This window comes from Cupriavidus sp. 05N39 (assembly GCF_056397325.1).
Genome location: NZ_JBFTNE010000014.1, coordinates 119,871 through 140,249, shown reverse-complemented (window position 1 = coordinate 140,249; position 20,379 = coordinate 119,871). Strand labels below are relative to the sequence as shown.

Genomic DNA, 20,379 nt, shown 5'->3' with positions numbered 1-20,379 from the left:
CCTTGCTACGCTGGGAATTCTTGTTGTACGGAGCCTAGAAGTTCCAGGCAAGCTCCGCATCGCCGACTCTGTCCCCATGAACGCCCATCAAATGTCGCCGCAGATTGCCCGCAAGTCGGAACCGGTGAGAAGGCGATTTCTATCTGCAGCGTTTAGTGCGTCCCTGGCTTCAATCATGGGCACGAAACCTCTGTAGCCACTATCTACCAAGTATTTGTCTAAGGCGAGATACATATCGGACTCGTCCGGCTCATCAGTTACCAGTGTTATATGCTGACACTCTGCGAGTTCAAATGCCCCTCTCCATTTCGGACGCAGCAAGTCAGCTACAGTTCCGCGTCCTTGACACCAGGTCAGGGCCGACAGCGCGACTTGACACCAACGCTTCTGCGCAACTGAAGCTGCGCTTGGAATATCCATAAGCCACAGACGCCAGCTCTCCAAGTTTGCTAGCACTCTGGCATACATTTTCTCTGCTGATGGCTCAACATGTCCGTTGTTGAATGAAGCAAGCGCTGGTAGGTGCGGCGGCGTCTCAATAATGCTTAGAGTCTTTCCAGCATGTTTGTCTAGCGCCAGAGCCGGGCCGGATGCGACCTTATCCAGCACTATTTCGGCTCGATGAATATTGTCCGCAAAAGCTCGGCGGACTGCGTAACGGGGTACATCAAGCTCGATATTGATATATGGAAGCAGCTTCTTGCAATCAGAGATAATCGCTTCCACTTCGGCGACGACTTCCTCAAGCGCAGACGTAAGCGGGGCGTGAAAACCTGTTGACAGGTCGAGCACAAAGCTTGGGTCAAAGTCTTTCCCATCCCCCAAAAACGGGTTATTTCTGTATCGCAACTCGCTCTGCTCAACATCCTTGCGCGTCAGTCGGAGACCCAGCCAGCGAGCCTCGGTAATGTCCCTTTCTGTGATTACGCCGAGAGCATAACCGCGAGCGTTCGACGTTACGCGCACGCCTTCCACCAGAAGGTCGGCATGCATGTGAAGATGACCGTGTACCCATGCCGCAATCTTCGTCCTATGCTCTGCAAGTAAGGGCTCGAGAGCGCTTGCGTACGCACCCACCCGAACGAAGTCCGGATGATGCCGCATATCGGACCAATTGCTCGGATTCAATACACCTTCGTCAACCCCGAAACTAGATAAGCATCGTCGGCTAGGCGCGTGGTGGGTGACAACAATAGTTGGCCCCGAAAATGACTCTGATAGCTCATCCTCCAACCATGCAACTGTCTTCTTGTGAATGCAGTAAGCGATTGCCGGTGAGAATGCAATAGTTCCTTCAGTGGACCCTTTGGGTTCAAGGCCTGGCAATTCGGCCGAGGTGAGCAGACCACGAACAGCGTCCGCATTCCCACTTTGCTGATACCACTCCGTCGCGCTTATGTAGCGATAGTCTTGCATATGCGTTGCCGCTGACTGCACCAACGCGGGATGCCATTCACCAAAATCTGTCCACAGGGTCGCACCGAGAAAACGCACACCGCCGATGACTACGGATTCTTGCTCCAACACGTGTACATCCGTGCCGCGCGCCAGATTACGCGCTGCTTCCACAATCGAGCCGATATCGCGGTCCCACGCTTCGTGGTTGCCGAGCACGTAGACAATCGGCACTCCTAGTCCAGCGAGCCACGGGACCGCCAGTTCGACAGGCCCGATGTCCCCGGCTGCCACCAAGATGTCGAATTCAAGTCCATGCGGAATCTGATACGGCCCCGTTTCAAGATGAACATCGGAGAGCACGTGAAGACGTGGAGGTCGCTCGCCCCAGACCAGAGACCATGACGCCACGTCATCGACATCCGCTTGCGCATCACTTCTCAATTGCCTTTCACTCGTCATCACTCTGCTCAACTCCTGGCTGTTTGCCGACAGACCACGCGCGTACACGCTCACGCACGCGTGGCTCCCACACACCGCTCTCCGGATTGCAGAGTACGAGCTGCCGGGGCAGCGGGTAAGGAAATTGACTTGCATGGTCGTCTAGGACAAGCCAATCGTCATCGTTCAGTCCAATCTGATTTACAGCATACTGAATTCCCTGCCACCGGGACATCTCGATATTAGTCACCCCGCAATACCTTCGTGCTAGCGGACCGAGATACTCAAATATTTGAGTCCTCGAAAGAAGAAAGCGCCAGGAGCTAGAAACGACGATGCTCACGTCCGTCTCTTCGAGAATCTCTTCAAGCACCCACGTCCACCGAAAGAGCCGCCCATGCTTGATTGCATCACGCAGCGACATGCGCATGGCGAATCCGGTGAGCGAAGACACCGGATGCAGAACGCCATCAAAGTCTAGAAATAGGACTCTGCGCTTCGGGGTCATCTGCGTACGGAGGACAATACGAGACTCGTGTATCGGTCCTGGAGAACGTCCCATGAGGTGTGCATGCGCTCGAGGAGACGCCGTTGACCCTGTGCATTTTGCCTTAGCCGGCCCTCCAAGCTTTTCAGACTGGAATCGGCGAGTTCCGCCACCAACTGGGCCTCCAGATGATGAAGTTGGCAATCAGTAACCAGCACATCCTGCAACCGCCCTAGATATGCGGGCTGTTCTTCCATTGGGAGCCAAATCAAGTCGAACACGAGCTTCTGTACGTACCAATGTAGTAAATCCACCCGCCACTCGACCTCCCCTGGAAGCTCGTGCGGCGACAACTTGATACGCTCCTTACTAACGCTCGCCTCGAGTGAAACGCCAAAGCGGGCGAGCACTGCTCGCGTTGTCGCAGGGGCATAGGTAACACTTGCACTTCTCACTTTCTGTCCTGTTTGTTCTGTTTGAACTTCTTAGCTTCAGTCGCCCCAATCCATAGGATGGGCGAATGCTGAAACTCCACTCCGCCAAGAAGATTCGGTACCCCTTGGGGGGACGGAGTCGCTCATAAAGGACCGCAGTGTAGATTTAAACTCTGTAGATGTAAACTCTGTAGATTCATACACTGTAGATTCATGTGCTTCATTAGGCCATGCTCCGGTGCGTATGCCCGAACTGACCCAAGCACAGCAGACAGCCCGCAAGCGACTGTCAGAGAATCTAAAACGGTTAAGGAAAGAGAAAAGCATGTCGCAGGAAGACCTGGGCGACCGTGCGGGATTGCATCGCACGTACGTGAGCCAAGTCGAGCGCCTATTGGTCAATGTGTCACTCGACAACCTTGTGTCATTTGCCGTGGCGCTTGGAGTCGACGTCGTAGACGTTCTCGCACCCGTACCAGCTGCGCAGAACAAGCCCCACGACTAGTACTGTCTGTCCACCGACTCGGATTCGCTCCCAATAGACAGCCAACGTTGCTTTCTAGCAACGAAGCCTTTCGGTTCAGGGAAGCAGGTGCAGGCGCTAGCGGCCAACGGCGCTGGCTTGCGACACAGTCCGGGAGGAGGTCGCGAAATTCCGCCCGCGCTCCACGGGCAACTGGATGCTTCGCACCAGACATATAAACGGCTGCACTACATATGGCATCCCAACTTGCTACGGGTGTCGTCAACCATCTCAGGACACATAACGAATCGTAGAGCAGCTGATTTGTAAACAGCTGCGCTAGATATGACACCCCAACTTGCCACGGGTGTCGTCAACTCAGGAGACATAACGAATCGTCGAGCACCTGCTTCCCAAGCAAAAGRTAGGCGATATCATGAAATTTCACATAGAAATCAATACGTTAGGATTATCACGTTATCGCAAGCATCTGCGTCATAACGTATGTATAGGAAAGATTCGACGATACTCGTGCGCCTCAAACGGTACCACGATGACCTATACGTATGCTGATTTAATCACTTTTCACCGTCGCCGCCTGCACCCCCGCACCCCCTCAGACACGGAAGGTCCCGACGCCACCACCCAGACCTATCGCAATCACCTCTCCACCCTGCACTCGTTTCTGACGTCCTTAGGGAAATCAGCCGRTAGTCGTATCGGTCGAGAATTGCGCACACAGTTCGATGCGCACCTGACGTCATATGGGGATTCGCTGCAACTAAGCGCTCATACGAAAGCCGACCGCAGAAGTCATTTGCGCGCTTGGCGGGACAGTTTCAACATGCTGGAGGCTGAACACACCATGGCCTCGACTGCCACGGCAGCCACGGCAGCCGAAACGCCTCCATCCGGCTTTCATCAAACGCTCCGCCTAGCGGTCGCGGCTATACACGAATCGCCTACGAGTATCGCCAAGCGTTGCGGCACATCCGTATCGGCGATTCACCGCTGGCTAAAGGGGGCCGTTCCGAACATCCGAGCGTTGCCATCCGTGCGACGACTCGAGCAAGCGTTGGGACTGGAGCCGGACCGTCTTTGCGGCGCCGTCGCCGAACTGCGCACAGCTGATGCGGGTCAATCAACTGCAACTACCCCAAGCATTGCCTTTCGCGAACGTCAACGGCGCAATACAAAAAATCCTTATCTCTCGCGCTTCGATACGATGACTTCGGACTTTGTGTCGGAATGGACGGCGCTCTTTGACTACAAAGTTACTAAGTTCCCAAAAATCGAGCGCTCGGGCAGGGGCGTATGGCGCCTACTTCCAGCAACCAAGATTGGTGCCAGCTTACCTCAACTGGCCTATCACCATGGACAAGGGTCTCCTGCGGCCGCGATGACGCTGGGGCGACTACGCGCATTCTTCGGATTTCTCGCGCTACCCACCTCCACGGGTGGGTGGGGCCTGGCATCCGCCGAGGCACAGTCACTTGCCTGGTTGGCAGTACCAGAAGCCGTCGATGCGTATTTAGAGTTTATGACGTCACGGTCCGACGGGCTCATCCATTGGGRCCAAAGCCAATTCGCAGCACTTGTCGCTTGTCTGACCCATCCACGCACCGGCTATCTGGCACAGCAACCGGCATTCGCTTGCAAGGTCACTGTCGCTCAGGCGGGGCGTCAGTGGGAAACAATGTGCGAACAGACTTTTAAGCTGTGCGGTGTTTGGAAAAAATCGGCCACACAAGTATCTCGCGACCCCCAGGACCCGCTGCGCGGTCTAATGATGCTGCAAGAGCCATTGGCGCCAGTTCTACGCGCCATCGAAGCCCTAGACCAAGCCGCTGACGCGGCTCCATCTGGCAGCCGCCAGGAGAGCGTATTTAAGCGCGACGCACTACTGCTTTCGATGCTCCTCGCCAACCCGCTGCGAGCACGCAATTTTATGCTGATGCAGTACCGGGATGACCAGTCCGGCAACCTATATCGCCGACAGGATGGTCAATGGCGGTTGCGGTTCATCGCTGCAGATTTCAAAAATGAAAAGGGTGCAGCACACAAGAACTACGATGCTCCGTTGCCGCGCGCAATGGCCAACCGCATTGTCGATTACCTGGACGAATTCCGACCCCGGTTGCTGCACAAACAGCCTCTCGCTGCGTGGGTATTCCCGAGTAGTCAGACCTCAGAAAAATGGGAAGGACTTAACCAGCAAGTCTTGAAGCTAACTCGCCGACTGATTCCGCATTGCCCCGGCTTCGGCCCCCACGCCGTGCGTCACCTTGTCGCCACGGATTACCTGTGCAAGCACCCTCATGATTACCCCACCGTTGCTCAATTGCTGCATGACAAGCTCGAGACCGTGCTAGCGGTGTACGCGCACTTGAGACAGGACGATTCATTCGGGCGCTACGAAGCGCATCTACAAGCCATCACCACCTAGGAGACGCTTTGCACAACGTACGAATGCTCGCCCCTATGTTCCGCAGGCATCAATCGGGGCCTGCGGCTTGTCCTCCGGTGGTGCATCTCAATCGAAATAGGTGAAAAGCTGGGGGYGGCGTCTCTGCGCCCCCAATTCTCCCCCCAGAGCCTAGCCTCTGCCGACGGTACTCGCAACAATACGGGTAAAGAGTCCCTGCCCAGTCTACCAAGTTCTTCTCCATGCCTCACTGCTTCTCGGCATTAAGCTGCCTCCGCCACAATCGGCGACCATGCCATCAGACACTCGTCGAACTCAAAGTTCGTCACCGGATTGGCACCGAGTAGCTCTGCCAGCCGTTGCCGGGTAACCAGTTCAACGTGGTTGGCTTCGGCTTGGCTGACCGCACCGCTGGTAAATGCCTGATTGGTAACGGCTATCTTGCGGAATTTTGTGCCCGCATATTGCGCTTGGTATTTGGCGGCGCCCGCTGTTACCTCTTTGATGGCATCCCATCCGACCTGGTCGTTGATAGAACTCTTGCATTGAAGGAGCACCCCTTCACGCCCTCGCAAGGCTACGACGTCGATACCACCGTCACCACGCCGCTTCGGTGTGACTACTGACTGATATCCAGATTTCCCCCAGAGCAAACAACATAAGACCTCAAAGCTGAAACCGTCCATCCGGTCGACATCGTCCATGGTGAGGTAGCGCTTTGGCACAGCGGCGCCTTCCCCGGCACTGCTTACGAGCTCGCTAAAGGTCGCATCTCCGCCGGTGCCGTTCAACATGGTCACCAGTTCCCCCTGGTCTAGCGTGGAACCCGCGAGTCCCGCTTTCCGCTTCAGCAGTTGGTCAAGGCGAACTTCGAATGTGTCAAAGTCATCCGCCACGACCGTCGGGCAATACACGAAGACATCACGCTCTTGCCCGATACGGAAAGCGCGGTCGGTCGCCTGCGACTCCTTCGCTGGATTCCACGCCCGGGTGAAGTGGAATACATGGTTAGCGGCAGTGACATTCAGGCCGGCCCCCGCCGCCAAAGTCGAAAGAATGATGACGTCGAACCCCCCGGTCTGCGCAAACTTGTTGAGCAAGGCCTGTCTCCCCTGTGAATCACCATTAATGGTGATGGGCTTGATGCCAAAGGATTCACGCAGGAAATAGAACAGGGCCGCTTGAACTTCGCGTAGCTCGGTAAAGACGATTGCCTTCTCGCCGGCCCGCCGGACGCCTTCCAACCGCTCGAGCAACCAACGCAGCTTGGGCGAGTTCCCCAGGTGCGCATCACGACCGCTCTTATCCATCAGGAACTTCGTCCCAGGCAGACAATAGGGTTCGGCGCAAACGGCTTTCATGAGATGAAGTGCACCGAAGGAGAGCCTTGCTCGCTTGCGTCCATCCGATTCCTGGGTCGCATCCTGCAGCTTCTTCAGCCCCCCCTTGTAGAGGATGCGTTGATGCTCAGACATGCCTATATCAAGACGCTCGTGCTCTTCAAGAGTCGATTTGAACTCCACTTCCGTTCCTGTCGCCGCCTTCTTCGCAAAGAACTTACGCGGGAGTTCGTCCGCAATATCGGCCTTGGTTCGTCGGAGCGTCTGCGGCGCAATCGTGGATTGGAGATACCCGAGAGCCTGTGCCTCATCCTCCGTCTTGCACTCAATCGGGCGGCGATAGGTCTTGCCGAACTCCTCCAGCGCCCCCAGGAGGCCGGGCTGAACGAAGTCGAATAGGCACCACAAATCCGCGAGGGAGTTCTCCACCGGCGTGCCGGTACACGCGATGCGGAAATCAGCCTTCAGCTTCTTCGCGGCCAAGGTGACCCGGGTCCCCGGCGTCTTGATACGTTGCGCCTCGTCGCAAATGACCATTGCAAACGGCTGTTTCGCGAACGAAAACTCATACGAGGTCAGCACCTCATACGTGGTGACAATAACCTTTGCGGACCCCGCCCAGTTTGGCTTCAGCAACTCAACAATGCCCTGTTGTTGGAGCTGAACATCGATGAGACCTAGCGGTTGCCGCCTTGCCTTTAGTGCCTCCCCATACAGCACCAGCACCTCGGGGAATGACGGCGTGAAGAACTTTGCCGCCTCATTCGCCCAATTTTCCAGGAGGCTCTTGGGGGCAAAGATGACCGACGGCGCAGACTGAGGTCGCTGTTCGTAATACCAGCCAAGCAGGGACAGGAGCTGCAGCGTCTTTCCCAAGCCCATATCATCCGCCAGAAGGGCCCCGCGGCACTCGTGAGGCGCCTTCGACACAAGGTGCTGGAACCAGGCCACGCCTTTCCTTTGATGTTGCTTCAATCCAACTGTGGGTCGCATTGAGCGCGGGAGTTGCGCCTCGGCGTCCGCCGGAAGTGCCAGGGAGGCCTTGCGCACCTCAACGTAGTCAACACCATGAAAATTGGTCTTAACCAGCAGGGTCTGCCGCGCACCGCGCGTCTCTTTGGCGCCGGTGGCAGCCTCTCCTTTGACTCTCTCCTGAGCCCCAAGCATGCTCTTGAAACTCTCGACCAACGTTCTGGCCTGCGCGGTCGCGACAGCGGTCGGGAGGTCGGGATTGCGCACCGAAGCCTGCCCATCCTTTTCGGCTTCGCCTACCTGCACGTCAAACCCTTCGACCCATTGCTTGCTCAGCGGGATGACGACATCCCCCTCGTGGCCTTGCAACGTCACACGGACCATGGGGGTCAGGTCCGAAGGCGTCCAACCGTCCTCCCCCTCACGCTTGTTCGACGGCGCCTGGAAGACTGGCACGTAAATGGGCTTGGCTTCCCCAATCCCCTCGATGCGGCTGCTGTACCCGTCCAGTTCGTAGACGTCGTCGAACGATATCTGCTCGGCCGGCTGCGTGCGCCACAGGTGCGCCAACTGTTGACCTTGCTCCAACTGAAGCGTCGATTCCGCATCGACGGTGAGGTCATACTCCTCCCAGGCGAAACGCTCGCGGTCGTGCTCGAGGGCTGCACGCAGTGCTGCGTTAAACGCGTCGAGCTCATCTGGCGTGGCAAATGACTGCCGCTCGGTACGGGCCGCGCCCCCGGCAAAATGCTCCGTCACGCAGAGGTCCACGGAATTCAAACGCGCGTCCTCGATGCGGCCCACAATGCCAAATACCGCGGCCAGCGCACCGGCCCCTGCCCGGTCGAGTTCGAAGTCGTCCTCGTTCAGGACTTCATGGGCACTTTCACCAAGGTAAGCCCAAGGGTTATGTATGAATTTCTCTGCTTTGGCGCCGGCCACGCGTCTTCCCGGCATCTCGCGTTTGATGACCTCCAGCACCTGGCGTACCGGGTCCGCGACAACCACGCGCACCCGTCCGGCACCTCGGGTCAGGTCATAATGGGGTTGCACCCCATTGAACCCATCGAAGGCATTCAGCCACCCGTCGGGGGCGCCATCGAACGTCGGCGCTACCGTCAGCACACGGCCAAACGGCGTTTCCGATTTGGCCAATGGGAGCCGTAGTGTCTGTGGCGTCAGCACGTAAGTGGTTTCGAGGTAAGGTGTCGCGTAAAGCGCGCCGGCCTTGTCCGCGCATCCCCGGATACGACCCCACGCGAGCTCATTGTCGTGCTGATTCCGTTTGTCGCCCGGTCGCCGTCGAAAGGCATCGACCTCGGCGACCGTAGCCCACGCGTCCGCTGACAGTAGCTGTGGTACATCGCCAATTTCTACGACGGCGCCTTCGACGCGGTTGGGCTTCACGCCGCGACTCCCATCGGCCCATCCGGTCACCACAATCTCGAATTCCGGCTCCGAGAGTGTCCCGGTACAACCCAGAATGGGTCGCAGCGGACCAATTGGCGGCAGCCCTAACAGTTGAATCGCGCCTTGATGCTCCGCGGAGCGCAGCAGCCCATAGGCGGCCTCCCACCCAATCTGCACGCCATTGATGTCGAGGCTGCACTGCTCCTCGGCTATCAACTGAGCCAAATAGGCCGCGAGAACTGACTCGCCGGGGCCCGCTCGGTCAACCGCAGCCAGCAACGCCTCCAAGGTTGGCTCGTCAAGCGGCTTCGCGAACACAACATTGACGCCATCCTGGGTCCACGTTGTATTGAGTACCGGCCTATCAGGTGTCGAGCCTGAGGTGCGCTTGAAGAAATCGAACAGTCCCATCAACTCTCCGGAAAATACCAGGCTTGGCTCTTATTCGCCCACCGGAAGCCAAACGCCTTGAGTCCGGCAGCGAGCTGGGCATTCTGCAGGTCGTCATTCACCCACAGCCGCCCACCATTTGTACTCCGTCTGTCATCAATCCGTGCCCCCGGGAATCGGCTGACGAGTGCTAGCGGTCTGTGTCCCTCGCGAGGAGGAAGCGCCTGCGCTTCGACTCGACGATGCAGCGGTGGCATGCGGTTGGCTTGCTGGCGCATCGGGCCGGATGCCAATGGTTCTCAATTTGTCGTCCGCACGGGGCTGCCAGCCCGGGGTATGCACAATTCGCGCCGCACACCCCTCGCGATACCCTGCCGCCAAGTCTTCTGTCCCGCCATCATAGTGGTGACTATAGGGCTCGAACGGGAGTGACGTGGCCTCATACACGTAACACGCGTTTGGCTTCTTGCTGAACTCGATAATAAGAAATGAGCCAATCTGCATCATGAACGCATCAACATCCTGCTTGCCCGTGAACCTGGCGTAGGAGCCCTCTTCCCGTGCAATCAGGTCGCGAACTCCAGCATTACTTGACTTGAGCGCCATGGTGTCTGCACTGAAGACTAGTCGCGTCCAGTCAATCTGCTTCATGTATTTGGACCAGAAGGCTAGTCGCCCTTCATCGGCCTTGTTACGCGCAGCCAGAATGTCAAAGAAATCCTTGAGATTGCGCTCGTTGACCCAGCCCAAGACCATCCGCCAGACGGGCTCAGGCACGCGATTCCAGGCCGTGGCAATCCCTGCCGATTTCAGTTTGGGATTCTTCCAGACCGAGGGTTGCACCACAAAGTCGCGCAGACRCTCGTCTTGGGAAGCGCCCTTGCACGCATGGTAACGAACAAGAATCAACTCGACCGCTTCATCCCGAAACACCGGCTTATCGTGAATCAGCTGCAGCAATCTCGGAATCCGCTGCCTGAACTCCGCATCCGTGGTTGCGGTGGCTTGGCGAACGACCCCCAATACCAAGGCGTGCCAAAACCAGCTTGAAGGGGGGATGCCGAGGTCGGCAGCAATTCTCTCGACCGGCCCGGTGTCGCCCATCAGGTAGCTACGTGCGTATTTGTCTGCCGGCTTGTCGGTCAATACCTGTGACTCGCTCCGGAGCACGGCCACCCAATCGGGAACCTGCGAGCTGCCCGTCCCCCTGTCAATGACGGGCCAGCTCCGTTCGAGGAAAAGGCGAAGTTGTTGCCAGCCGGCCTTCGCCGCATCCGACACGCTAGCGCTGGGGTCAAAGGAAAAATATGAGCTCAGCAGGCCATGCCAGGTAAGCCGCCACAGCTCGCCGTTTTGCGCCTCGACCTCATAGGAGGCCAGGAGCGCAGGGAAGTGCTTACAGCCAAGCGCCACGACGCCCGACAACTCACGAATCGGCTCCGCCAGGGCCGACGCCGCGAGGTCGCGCTGCCACGCATTGAGCGTTTGACCGCGAACGAGGGCTCGGGCGGCCGCATAGGCATCCTCTCGGTTCCGTTCCCCTTGGCTGTATCCCTGAAACAACTTCTCCGACTCGGCGGCTTGTTGTTTGACATACTCGGGGAAGCCGAATTTGCCTCCCGAGATGTCCATCGAGGCCAGCGCATCGGCCAACCCGAACCTCAGGCGCTCTAGCGCCACCGTGGCTAGCACTGTCCGAACTCCTTGGTGTTGGTGAGCGCGTTCGCCGGCGGCCCCTTTTCGTCTACCCCCCAGAACTCAATCTTTAGCTCCACGCGGCGGCTGGCCGCCTTGTCCTGGCGAATGGAATTGAAGGAATAACCGCCGACCAGAAAGAGGTCCTGGACTTGCCGGAGCTGAGACGCCGTCAAAATGCGTTCGCCCGTCGCGGGGCGAGCAAACAGCATACATACCACGCTTCGGCTACGATTGAGACTCAGGCCAAGGTTATAGAGGTACGTGCCATCCTGGTCCGTGAACCCTTCCACGACCACCCGACGCATCCATCGCTGCCCTTCCGGGGTCGACTTGGCGTTCAATAGCACTGGAATATAGTCACGCAAGAAGCGTGCAGCGTCCGGCTTGATGGAGTAGTCGCCACTCTCGAACCGTACGACGTCGCCCAAGTCAATACGGTAGGTCGACTCGTCGACGTTGACATTCTTCTGGGCAGAGTCTCGCTTGATTTGCGCCATCACGCCGCGAATATCCTTCTCGCGCTGAATCTTCGCTTCCTCTTCAGCCGTCAGGTTCTTGGTGACGGCGACAAGGGTCACCGCCATCACCACCAGAAACAGCGTCATGAGTGCCGTCATCAGGTCGGAGAACGAAATCCAGAACGGACTTTCGCCCTCCGCCTTGGCGCCACGCTTGAGAATTACCCGGCCGAGCATCTCACGTCTTCCTCATACGATGAACTGCGGTCGCCAGTTCCTGCACGACGCCATTCAAGTGCCCCGTCCCCTGCGAGAGGTGACGGTCAGTCTCTGCGATGGTCTGCTTGACGGAACCGACCAGCTGAATGCCAAACTCATGGAACGCCTTCAGAAGGGCATCATTGACGCTATCCAGATGCGTACGGCTATCGGACTCGGCTCGCCGCAACGCTTCCACGCTGGCCTTAATGCTCTCGACCAGGTCCTTAGAGACGCCCGCCTCCTTCTTCGCCGCTTCGATTAGGCCGGTCAGCGATGCCACCTGCGCGTCGACGGTCCTGCGCGTGGAGTCGTACTGGTCAAATCCACGCTGGACCGCCACTGCCGCCACCTGCAGCGTGTTTGCTGCCGACGTCAGCTGCTCCGACACCCGTGTCGACCGGTCAAACACGCCACTTACCGCACTTCCTGCAGACTCAAAACGCTGGGCTGCGGCACTCAGGGTCAAGGCGCCCTGATTCATGCCGTCGATAGCGCGCAAGGATACGTTGCCCAGGGCATCAATATTGTGTTGCGTCTTGGTGACCTGGTCGGCGACGGACTTGAGCAGACCATCCACCTGCGTTGTGAGCCCCCCGACGAGCTGGTTGGTCTGGTCACTCAGCTGTTGATTGCGACTCGTCTCCTCGGCTGCGGCCGCCTTGCGGAAGCCCTCCATGCGCTCCATGCCGGCGGCAACCTCCCCCAGCACCTTCATGACCGCGTCATCCATCGCGCGCTTCGACTTTTCCTGCTCATCGCTGACCAGGCTCCGGAACTCCTGGACAAACTGCCGCATCTGGTCCGTGAGAACCTGCTGATTATCAGCCGCCTTCTTCATCGCCTCTTCCAGCGTGCCACTCATCTGGCTGGCGGCGTGTTCATTGGTGGTCTTAATATCCGACAAAAGGCTTTGAAGCGATGACTGGACGGCAGTCATTGCGTCCATGGACCGCTGCATTTGCTCATTGATGCCGCGCATCTGGCCGCCGAATGTATCCTCCAGCTTCGCCATAAACCCGGACAGCATGGTCTCCAACATCCCCGTGACCGCTTCGCCGTTGCCGCGGTGGGTCTGCTCCATCGCGTCCGTCATCCGTTGAATCGGCGCAGCCAGAGACCCGGAGATGGTCTCTCCGATACGGTCGCCCAGCAGTCGGGAAGCTTCCTGCTGAGCCTGAATTTGACGGTCGACCAGGTTGTTCATCAACTTGGTCATGTCTTCGACCAACGCATCCTTAAGCTGCGCGGTATGTGCCTCATTGCGCTCGGACGATTGCACCAGCCGAGACAGATATTCTTCCCCCGCCCCCGTCTCATACAACGCATCGATAGCCTGGTTCAGACGCTCGACCAACTGGTAGAGGCAGGCCAGGACAAGCCTGCTGGCGAAGGTCACGCCCATCGCGCAACCGATTGCAGCAGCGGACGCCACAAAGGCGTGCTGCACCCCCGCCATCAACGGCTTCAGCCCCGACACGGCGGCGGCAGTGGAAGAGGGGTCAAATTTCCCCAGCCCATCCAATAGGCCCGCAAAGGTGCCGATGATGCCGAGCCCAGTAAGAACACCCGGCAGATGGCGCGTGAAATCGTCGAACAGGCGACTGTCCACAAGCACTTCCCGGGTGAAGAACGCTTCTGCCGGCACCGTGGCTCGCACCTCCACCACGCTCAACTCCCCGTTCGACGCCTTCTTCAACTCATGAAGCGTGTGGCTGTACTCCGCCCACAAATGCTTGACAGGCGCCCAGCGAAAAATATCGGCAAGGTCATCAGGACGGACGCTGCTGCCAGCCTTGCGCAACAGTTCGATGCGGCGGACGGATGCGCGCAGGCGCCACCACAAGGGTATGCCACGTATCCCGTAGCCGACCAGAAACGCTCCGGTCAGCAGGACAACCAGCACAAAGACGCCGAGGGGTAAGCCGCCCAACTGGCCCAAGGTGGGGCTGATGCCCGCCAGAAACGTCTGCAGTCCACTCATCGCCCCCTCCCCACTGCCGTCGTTTCTTGGCGAGTTGAAGACTCCCCGCCGATGCCATGGCGCTGACAGTAGTCGGCCAGTACCACCTCGAGCATATTGGTGAGGCTGCGCTTCTCCCGCTGTGCGGCTGCCTCAAGGAGGGCTTTGAAGTGAGGCGTCACGCGGAAGCTGATGCCGACAGATTTCTCTGAACTCATAACGGAATGTGTATGGCGTTTTACAATACACATTACATCACGTGTTACCAAAGGTTACAATGTGTAACCGGAAGCGCAGTGTGTTTCCGCGCACACAGATGGGCGGCAGCGCTGGCACGTATCGACCGTGTACGCACCGTGAACGAACGCCGCGACCCGTGCCGGTAGGCCGCTCCGCCAGACGGCGCGACGAGCCCACGCTCGCCTCGTCGCGGTGCACCCGGCGGGACCCCATGCTGGCCATGACGGCACACTGACTCGAGAGCGCCCCCGCCGTTGCGACGAACCGCATCACCAAACCCTCGCTGGCCCGGGTGTGGCAACGCGCGGTGACGAGCGCCGGACGCCCGTCACCGCTGCGCCGGCTCCCAAATTGGGCCGGCCGGACTGCTACAGAACGCTGCTACAGCGCGCGGCCCCGCGGCGGGCTGGCGCCGCCGCTGCCGGGCCCCTATACTGCCCTTGCAGTCTCCCTGCCACGCGTGCTATGGTGCGGCTTCCAGGAGAATGAGGCGGTCTGGCTACCACCGGATTACCCCCTCTACCGAAGGCGTACCCCTGAAACGCTCAGGTGCAGAAGACTGGAAACCGATAAAACTGGAGAGCGCCGGACCGGACCACCAAGCGTGGCGCGGCATGCGGCCGCCGAAGGGGCAAGCCGGCACCCGTGGTGGGTGCGGCGAATCTCTCAGGCAAAAGGACAGTGGGGGCAGACAGGCCAGATGGCCTGTCTGCCCCTTTTTGCTGTCCGGAGCCTGAAGAATGAAAGTCATCGTGATGGGAGCCGGCGTGATCGGCGTCGCTTCTGCGTGGTACCTGGCCAAGGCCGGGCATGAGGTGGTGGTGCTGGAGCGCAACGCGGGCGCCGCCCGGGAAACCAGTTTTGGCAACGGCGGCCAGATCTCGGTCAGCCATGCCGAGCCGTGGGCCAACCCGGCCGCGCCGCTGAAGATGCTGCGCTGGCTGGGCCGGGAGGATGCGCCCCTGCTGTTCCGCCTGCGCGCCGACCCGGCGCAATGGTCGTGGGGACTGAAGTTCCTGCGCGAGTGCACGGCTAAGCGCTCCACCCACAATATGATCCAGTTGCTCAACCTGGGCACATACAGCCGCGCCAGCCTGCAGGCCCTGCGCGAGGAAACCGGCATCGAGTATGACCACCTGACGCGCGGCATCCTGCATTTCTACACCAGCCAGAAGGAATTCGACGCGGCCATCGAGCCGGCGCGCATCATGCGCGAACTGGGCTGCGAGCGCCGCGTGATCGGGCCCGACGAAGTCGTACGCCTGGAACCGGCGCTGTCCAATATCGCGCCGCGCCTGGCTGGCGCCACCTATACCAGCGAGGACGAATCCGGCGACGTGCACCGCTTCACCACCGAGCTGGCGGCCAAGTGCGAGGCGCTTGGCGTGCGCTTCCGCTACGGCGTGCGGGTGCAGCGCCTGCATGCCGATGGCGGCAGGATGCGCGGCGTGGAGATCGCCGATGAAACCGGCGGCTACCAGATCGAAAGCGCCGATGCCTATGTGCTTGCGCTGGGCAGCTTCAGCCCGATGCTGGCGCGCCCGCTGGGGGTGAAGCTGGATATCTATCCGGCCAAGGGCTACTCGGTGACGCTGCCGGTACTCGACCCCGCGCGCGCGCCCAGCGTGAGCCTGACCGACGACGAGTACAAGCTGGTGTTCTCGCGCTTTGGCGACCGCCTGCGCGTAGCGGGCACCGCCGAGCTCAATGGCTATGCGATGGACCTGAACCCGGTGCGCTGCGACGCCATCGTCAAACGCACGCTGGACGTGTTCCCGGACATGAGCCGTCCTGAACTGGCGCGCTTCTGGACGGGCCTGCGCCCGGCCACGCCGGGCAACGTGCCGTATATCGGTGCCAGCGGGATCGACGGCCTCTACCTCAACACCGGCCACGGCACGCTGGGCTGGACGCACGGCTGCGGCTCGGGCCGCGCCATTGCCGACATCATCAGCGGTTATGTGCCGGAAGTGGACTTTGCCTTCAGCGGCGAGCTGCCGGCGCACAAGGGCCCACGCGCGCTTGCCGCGGCGGCAAGCCCGGCCGGCGTGACGGCACACTGAGCGCGAACTGCGGCGTTCGTTACCGCGCCCGGCCACCTGCGCCGGGCGCTTTGCCTTTAACATGTGCGTCCACGACTCCGCAGGCTCCCCATGAAGCTTAACCAGCTGCGCGCCCTGGCCGCCATCGCCGACACCGGCAGCATCCAGGAAGCCTCCCGCATCCTTCACCTGACGCAGCCCGCGCTGAGCAAGGCCATCAAGGAACTGGAGAGCAGCGTAGGCGCCACCTTGTTCGTGCGTTCGAGCAAGGGCGTGCGCCTTACCCCCCATGGCCAGCGGCTGGTCACGCATGCCCGGCTGATCAGCGAGAACGTGCGGCGCGCGCGCGAGGACCTGGAAGACATGATGGGCAGCGTGGTCAGCGAGATCACGGTTGGCGTGACGCCGGTCACGGCGGTGATGCGGCCGATGGCGGCCTGCCTGAGCACCTTCCGGCGCGAGTTTCCCAACGCGCGCCTGCGCGTGCAGGAGATGCGGCCGACGCAGTTGCTGGAGCACCTGCGCGAGGGCACCATGGACTTTGCCGTGACCTCCCAGTTGCTGCCGGCAGACCGCGGGCTGGATTGCACCCAGGCCTGCCGCCTGCCGACCATCATTGCCGGGCGGCGCGGGCACCCGCTGCGCGCGGCCCGCTCGGTGCGCTTGCTGCAGCAGGCAGACTGGCTGGTGCTGGACCCGCTCTCCGACACCAGTTCGCCCTTTCACCAATTGTTCGCGGGCAATGGCCTGGCGCCCCCCGCGCGCGTGATCGAGTGCACTTCCATGGGACTGGCGCTGGAACTGTGCTGGAAGGCGGATACCCTGATCCTGCTTTCCAGCGAATCGCGCGGCAGCAAGTTCGTCACGGACAATATGGACTTCATCGAGGTGGAAGAGCCGGTGCCCGAGCGCGCCATCTCCCTGGTCACGCGCGACCGGCACGTACTGACCTGGGCCGCGGCTCGCCTGCACGACGCCATGCTGGAAGCGCTTTCCGGCAACTCCCCGGCCCCGGGCGGCGCGGCCGCCCCCTGAACTGGCCTGCGCCTGCGCCGTTGCATGGACGCGCGTAAGCTGCCCCCCGCCGGCTTGCGCGGCACCCCTCCCCCCTTTGAGCATCGCCCGCCATTCCCGATGGCTGGCGCCCATGCCCGCTTGTTCCCGCCCATTTCCGCCTATCCCCGCCTATTCCCGATCCTCATACCCATGAAAAAAAGCGAAGTGCTTATCCGGCGCCTCGCTCTTACCATGCCAGCACACCAGTAGAGACGGCGCCGCGCCGCAGCCGTCCCGAGCCAATCCCACCCGAGGAGGAAAGCATGACCCACGCGCCTACCGCGCTATCCAGCCCCGCCGGCACGGCATCCACCGCCGCCCCTACCGCGGCCCGCCCGCATTCGCGCCGCGCCATCGTCGCCGCCGCGATCGGAAACGGGCTGGAGATCTACGACTTCACCGTCTACAGCTTCTTCGCCGCCACCATCGGAAAGTTGTTCTTTCCGTCGAGCAGCCCGCTGGCTTCGCTGTTGCTGTCCTTTGCCACGTTTGGCGCCGGTTTCGTGATGCGTCCGCTCGGCGCGGTGCTGATCGGTGGCCTTGCCGACCGGCGCGGCCGCAAGACCGCGCTCACGCTCACCATTGCACTGATGACCGCAGGCACGGCGCTGATCGCGTTCACGCCTACCCACGCCAGCATCGGCGTGACGGCGACCGTGCTGGTTGTGCTCGGCCGCTTGCTGCAAGGCTTGTCGGCGGGCGGCGAGGTCGGCGCGGCATCCGCGTTGCTGCTGGAGTCGGCAAGCAAGCGCAACCGCTGCTTCCTGGTTAGCTGGCAGGCCGCCACCCAAGGCGGCGCCGCGCTGCTGGGCGCGCTGACAGGTGCTGCGGTATCGGCCCTGCTCAGCCCGGAAGCCATGCATGACTGGGGCTGGCGCCTGCCGTTCCTGCTAGGCCTGCTGATCGCGCCCGTGGGCATGTATATCCGCCGCCATCTGCAGGAAACGCATGAAGGCGGGCAGCACGGCGGCATCGGCGCGGTGTTCCGCGAGCATGGCCGCACGCTGCTGCTGGGCATGCTGCTGATGACCGGCTCGACTTCGTCGATGTACATCATGGTGTTCTACATGCCCACCTACCTGGTGAACACGCTGCACATGCCGCCCGTCACCGCGTTCCTGGCGGCGTGCATGGCCGGCCTCGCCATGCTGGTGGTGGCGCCCTTGTCCGGCCTGCTGGCCGACCGGCTGCCCCACCGCAAGCCGCTGCTGTTTGCCGGCGGGCTGGCATCGCTGGCGCTGGTGTACCCCAACTTCATGCTGCTCTCGTCGGGGCCGGAGCTGCCGCTCACCATGGCGCTGATCGGCGGCGCCGTGGCGCTGATGTCGGTCAGCAGCGGCGCCGGCGCCGCACTGATGATGGAGGCGCTGCCGCGCCACCATCGCGCCACCGGTATGTCGGTAATGTACAGCCTTGGCGTGACCGTGTTCGGCGGCTTCGCCCCGCTGATCGTCACCTGGCTGATCGCCGCCAGCGGCAGCAACATGGCGCCGGCCTGGTACCTGTTTGCCTCCGCCTGCATCAGCCTGAGCGCGCTGGCGCTGTTCCCCAGCCACCCGGGCCGCGACTGACGCGCGCCAGGATCGTCTTCCCCTCTTTCCCTCTTTCCCGATTCCACAGCACATCCAGGATCGTACTGTCATGACCCAGACTCCAGGCAATGTCCCGTCCGCCCTGAACGAATCCACCGCGCGCTTCGCCGAACTGCGGCACCGCATCCACGCGCATCCCGAGCTTGGCGCCGACGTGCCGCGCACCGCCGGGATGGCCGCCGCCCTGCTGCGCGAGTGGGGCTACGACGTGCACACCGTCGGCGGCCATGGGCTGGTGGCGCAATTGAAGGTGGGCAACGGCACGCGCAGCATCGGCATCCGTGCCGACATGGACGCGCTGCCGCTGCAGGAGCGCACCGGCCTGCCCTATGCCAGCCAGGTGCCCGGCCGCATGCACGCCTGCGGCCACGACGGCCATACCGCCACGCTGCTGGCGGCCGCCGAATACCTGGCCGCCACGCGCAACTTCGACGGCACGCTCAACCTGATCTTCCAGCCGGACGAGGAAGGCATGACCGGCGCGCTCGCCATGATGAACGACGGCCTGTTCGAGCGTTTCCCCTGCGATGCGATCTACGCCTTCCACAATGCGCCGGGCCTGCCGGTGGGCATGGCGGTGGTACAGAGCGGCCCGATGGGCGGCTCGTCGGACCGCGCCACGATCACCTTCCGCGGCAAAGGCGGGCATGGCGCCATGCCCCACCGCGCCGCCGATCCCACGCTGGCGCTGGCGGCTACCGTGGTAGCGCTGCAGGGCATCGTGGCGCGCAACGTGGCGCCGGTCGATGCCGGCGTGATCAGCGTGGGCCAGATGGAAGCCGGCAGCACCTACAACATCATCCCGGAGACCGCGACGCTGAAGCTGAGCGTGCGGGCCACCGTGCCTGAGGTACGCGACCTGCTGGAAAACCGCATCCGCGAGGTGGTGACGCACCAGGCCGCCTCCTGTGGCGTGGCGGTGGACATCGCCTACGAGCGCCTCGCGCCCGCGATCTGCAATACCGTGGAAGCCACCGCCATCGCGCGGCAGGCCGTGGCCAGCGTGCTTGGCAGCGACAAGGTCATCCAGGTGCCGCCATCGATGCAGATGGGCAGCGAGGATTTCGCATGGATGCTGGAGAAGATGCCGGGCTGCTACTTCGCGCTGGGCAATGGCACCGGCGAGTGGGTCGGCTGCTCGATCCACAACGACGGCTACGACTTCAACGACCAGTTGATTCCGCTTGGCGCGGCGTGTTGGGTCGCGCTGGCGGAGGGGTATCTGCGGGCCTGAGCGCCGGAGCGCCGGGAACCCTGGACATCAAGGGGCAACGATGGAAGTTAGCCGGGAAGACTACGACAACTTCGTGAAAGA

General features: G+C 61.1%; 12 protein-coding genes and 1 riboswitch. Of the genes, 6 read left to right on the top strand and 6 right to left on the bottom strand.

Annotated elements, in window-relative coordinates; translation table 11 throughout:
• Positions 1-87: 87 nt before the first annotated feature.
• Both AC1DN0_RS09775 and AC1DN0_RS09770 read right to left on the bottom strand, forming a co-directional pair.
• Positions 88-1,860, bottom strand: a complete 1,773-nt coding sequence (locus AC1DN0_RS09775) for a metallophosphoesterase family protein (RefSeq protein WP_441629765.1) — start codon at positions 1,858-1,860, stop codon at positions 88-90.
• Positions 1,847-2,344, bottom strand: a complete 498-nt coding sequence (locus AC1DN0_RS09770) for an HAD domain-containing protein (RefSeq protein ID WP_441629764.1) — start codon at positions 2,342-2,344, stop codon at positions 1,847-1,849. Before AC1DN0_RS09770 ends, AC1DN0_RS09775 begins: the two co-directional genes overlap by 14 nt.
• 657 nt (positions 2,345-3,001) lie before the next feature.
• On the opposite strand from AC1DN0_RS09770, the gene AC1DN0_RS09765 reads away from it, so the two are divergent.
• Together AC1DN0_RS09765 and AC1DN0_RS09760 are read left to right on the top strand one after the other, a co-directional pair.
• Positions 3,002-3,262, top strand: coding sequence for a helix-turn-helix domain-containing protein (locus AC1DN0_RS09765; RefSeq protein WP_477144447.1), 261 nt, complete (start codon positions 3,002-3,004; stop codon positions 3,260-3,262).
• Between the two features lie 394 nt (positions 3,263-3,656).
• Positions 3,657-5,666, top strand: a complete 2,010-nt coding sequence (locus tag AC1DN0_RS09760) for a hypothetical protein (protein ID WP_477145682.1) — start codon at positions 3,657-3,659, stop codon at positions 5,664-5,666.
• 242 nt (positions 5,667-5,908) lie between these two features.
• On the opposite strand, the gene AC1DN0_RS09755 is transcribed toward AC1DN0_RS09760, so the two are convergent.
• From AC1DN0_RS09755 to zorA, 4 genes are all read right to left on the bottom strand, one after another.
• Complete coding sequence (locus AC1DN0_RS09755; protein WP_441629761.1) at positions 5,909-9,778, bottom strand: SNF2-related protein; 3,870 nt, start codon at positions 9,776-9,778, stop codon at positions 5,909-5,911.
• A 135-nt stretch (positions 9,779-9,913) separates the two neighbouring features.
• The gene (locus AC1DN0_RS09750) at positions 9,914-11,449 is read right to left on the bottom strand and encodes an EH signature domain-containing protein (protein WP_477145681.1); all 1,536 of its coding nucleotides are present in this window, start codon (positions 11,447-11,449) and stop codon (positions 9,914-9,916) included.
• Entirely contained in the window at positions 11,443-12,150 is a 708-nt protein-coding gene (locus AC1DN0_RS09745; protein WP_441629759.1) for an OmpA/MotB family protein, read from the bottom strand. Before AC1DN0_RS09745 ends, AC1DN0_RS09750 begins: the two co-directional genes overlap by 7 nt.
• A 1-nt stretch (position 12,151) precedes the next feature.
• Positions 12,152-14,155 carry an anti-phage ZorAB system protein ZorA gene (gene zorA, locus AC1DN0_RS09740; protein ID WP_441629758.1) on the bottom strand — a complete coding sequence of 668 codons (2,004 nt, stop codon included), beginning with the start codon at positions 14,153-14,155 and terminating at the stop codon, positions 12,152-12,154.
• 784 nt (positions 14,156-14,939) lie between these two features.
• A riboswitch (glycine riboswitch) is annotated at positions 14,940-15,066 on the top strand.
• A 48-nt stretch (positions 15,067-15,114) separates the two neighbouring features.
• Between zorA and AC1DN0_RS09735 the strand changes: the two genes are divergently transcribed.
• The 4 genes from AC1DN0_RS09735 to AC1DN0_RS09720 all read left to right on the top strand — a co-directional run bounded on the left by AC1DN0_RS09735 (position 15,115) and on the right by AC1DN0_RS09720 (position 20,298).
• Entirely contained in the window at positions 15,115-16,437 is a 1,323-nt protein-coding gene (locus AC1DN0_RS09735; protein ID WP_441629757.1) for a D-amino acid dehydrogenase, read from the top strand.
• Between the two features lie 90 nt (positions 16,438-16,527).
• Positions 16,528-17,451, top strand: coding sequence for a LysR substrate-binding domain-containing protein (locus AC1DN0_RS09730; protein ID WP_441629756.1), 924 nt, complete (start codon positions 16,528-16,530; stop codon positions 17,449-17,451).
• Positions 17,452-17,735: 284 nt separating this feature from the next.
• On the top strand, positions 17,736-19,043 hold the full coding sequence (locus AC1DN0_RS09725; RefSeq protein WP_441629755.1) for an MFS transporter: 1,308 nt from the start codon (positions 17,736-17,738) through the stop codon (positions 19,041-19,043).
• A gap of 70 nt (positions 19,044-19,113) precedes the next feature.
• The gene (locus tag AC1DN0_RS09720; RefSeq protein WP_441629754.1) at positions 19,114-20,298 is read left to right on the top strand and encodes a M20 aminoacylase family protein; all 1,185 of its coding nucleotides are present in this window, start codon (positions 19,114-19,116) and stop codon (positions 20,296-20,298) included.
• Positions 20,299-20,379 lie beyond the last annotated feature (81 nt).

Bases quoted from the DNA above. Each gene is read 5' to 3' on its own strand.
- AC1DN0_RS09770 (WP_441629764.1), bottom strand. From the start codon at position 2,344: ATGACCCCGAAGCGCAGAGTCCTATTTCTAGACTTTGATGGCGTTCTG.
- AC1DN0_RS09765 (WP_477144447.1), top strand. From the start codon at position 3,002: ATGCCCGAACTGACCCAAGCACAGCAGACAGCCCGCAAGCGACTGTCA.
- AC1DN0_RS09755 (WP_441629761.1), bottom strand. From the start codon at position 9,778: ATGGGACTGTTCGATTTCTTCAAGCGCACCTCAGGCTCGACACCTGAT.
- AC1DN0_RS09745 (WP_441629759.1), bottom strand. From the start codon at position 12,150: ATGCTCGGCCGGGTAATTCTCAAGCGTGGCGCCAAGGCGGAGGGCGAA.
- zorA (WP_441629758.1), bottom strand. From the start codon at position 14,155: ATGAGTGGACTGCAGACGTTTCTGGCGGGCATCAGCCCCACCTTGGGC.
- AC1DN0_RS09735 (WP_441629757.1), top strand. From the start codon at position 15,115: ATGAAAGTCATCGTGATGGGAGCCGGCGTGATCGGCGTCGCTTCTGCG.
- AC1DN0_RS09730 (WP_441629756.1), top strand. From the start codon at position 16,528: ATGAAGCTTAACCAGCTGCGCGCCCTGGCCGCCATCGCCGACACCGGC.
- AC1DN0_RS09725 (WP_441629755.1), top strand. From the start codon at position 17,736: ATGACCCACGCGCCTACCGCGCTATCCAGCCCCGCCGGCACGGCATCC.
- AC1DN0_RS09720 (WP_441629754.1), top strand. From the start codon at position 19,114: ATGACCCAGACTCCAGGCAATGTCCCGTCCGCCCTGAACGAATCCACC.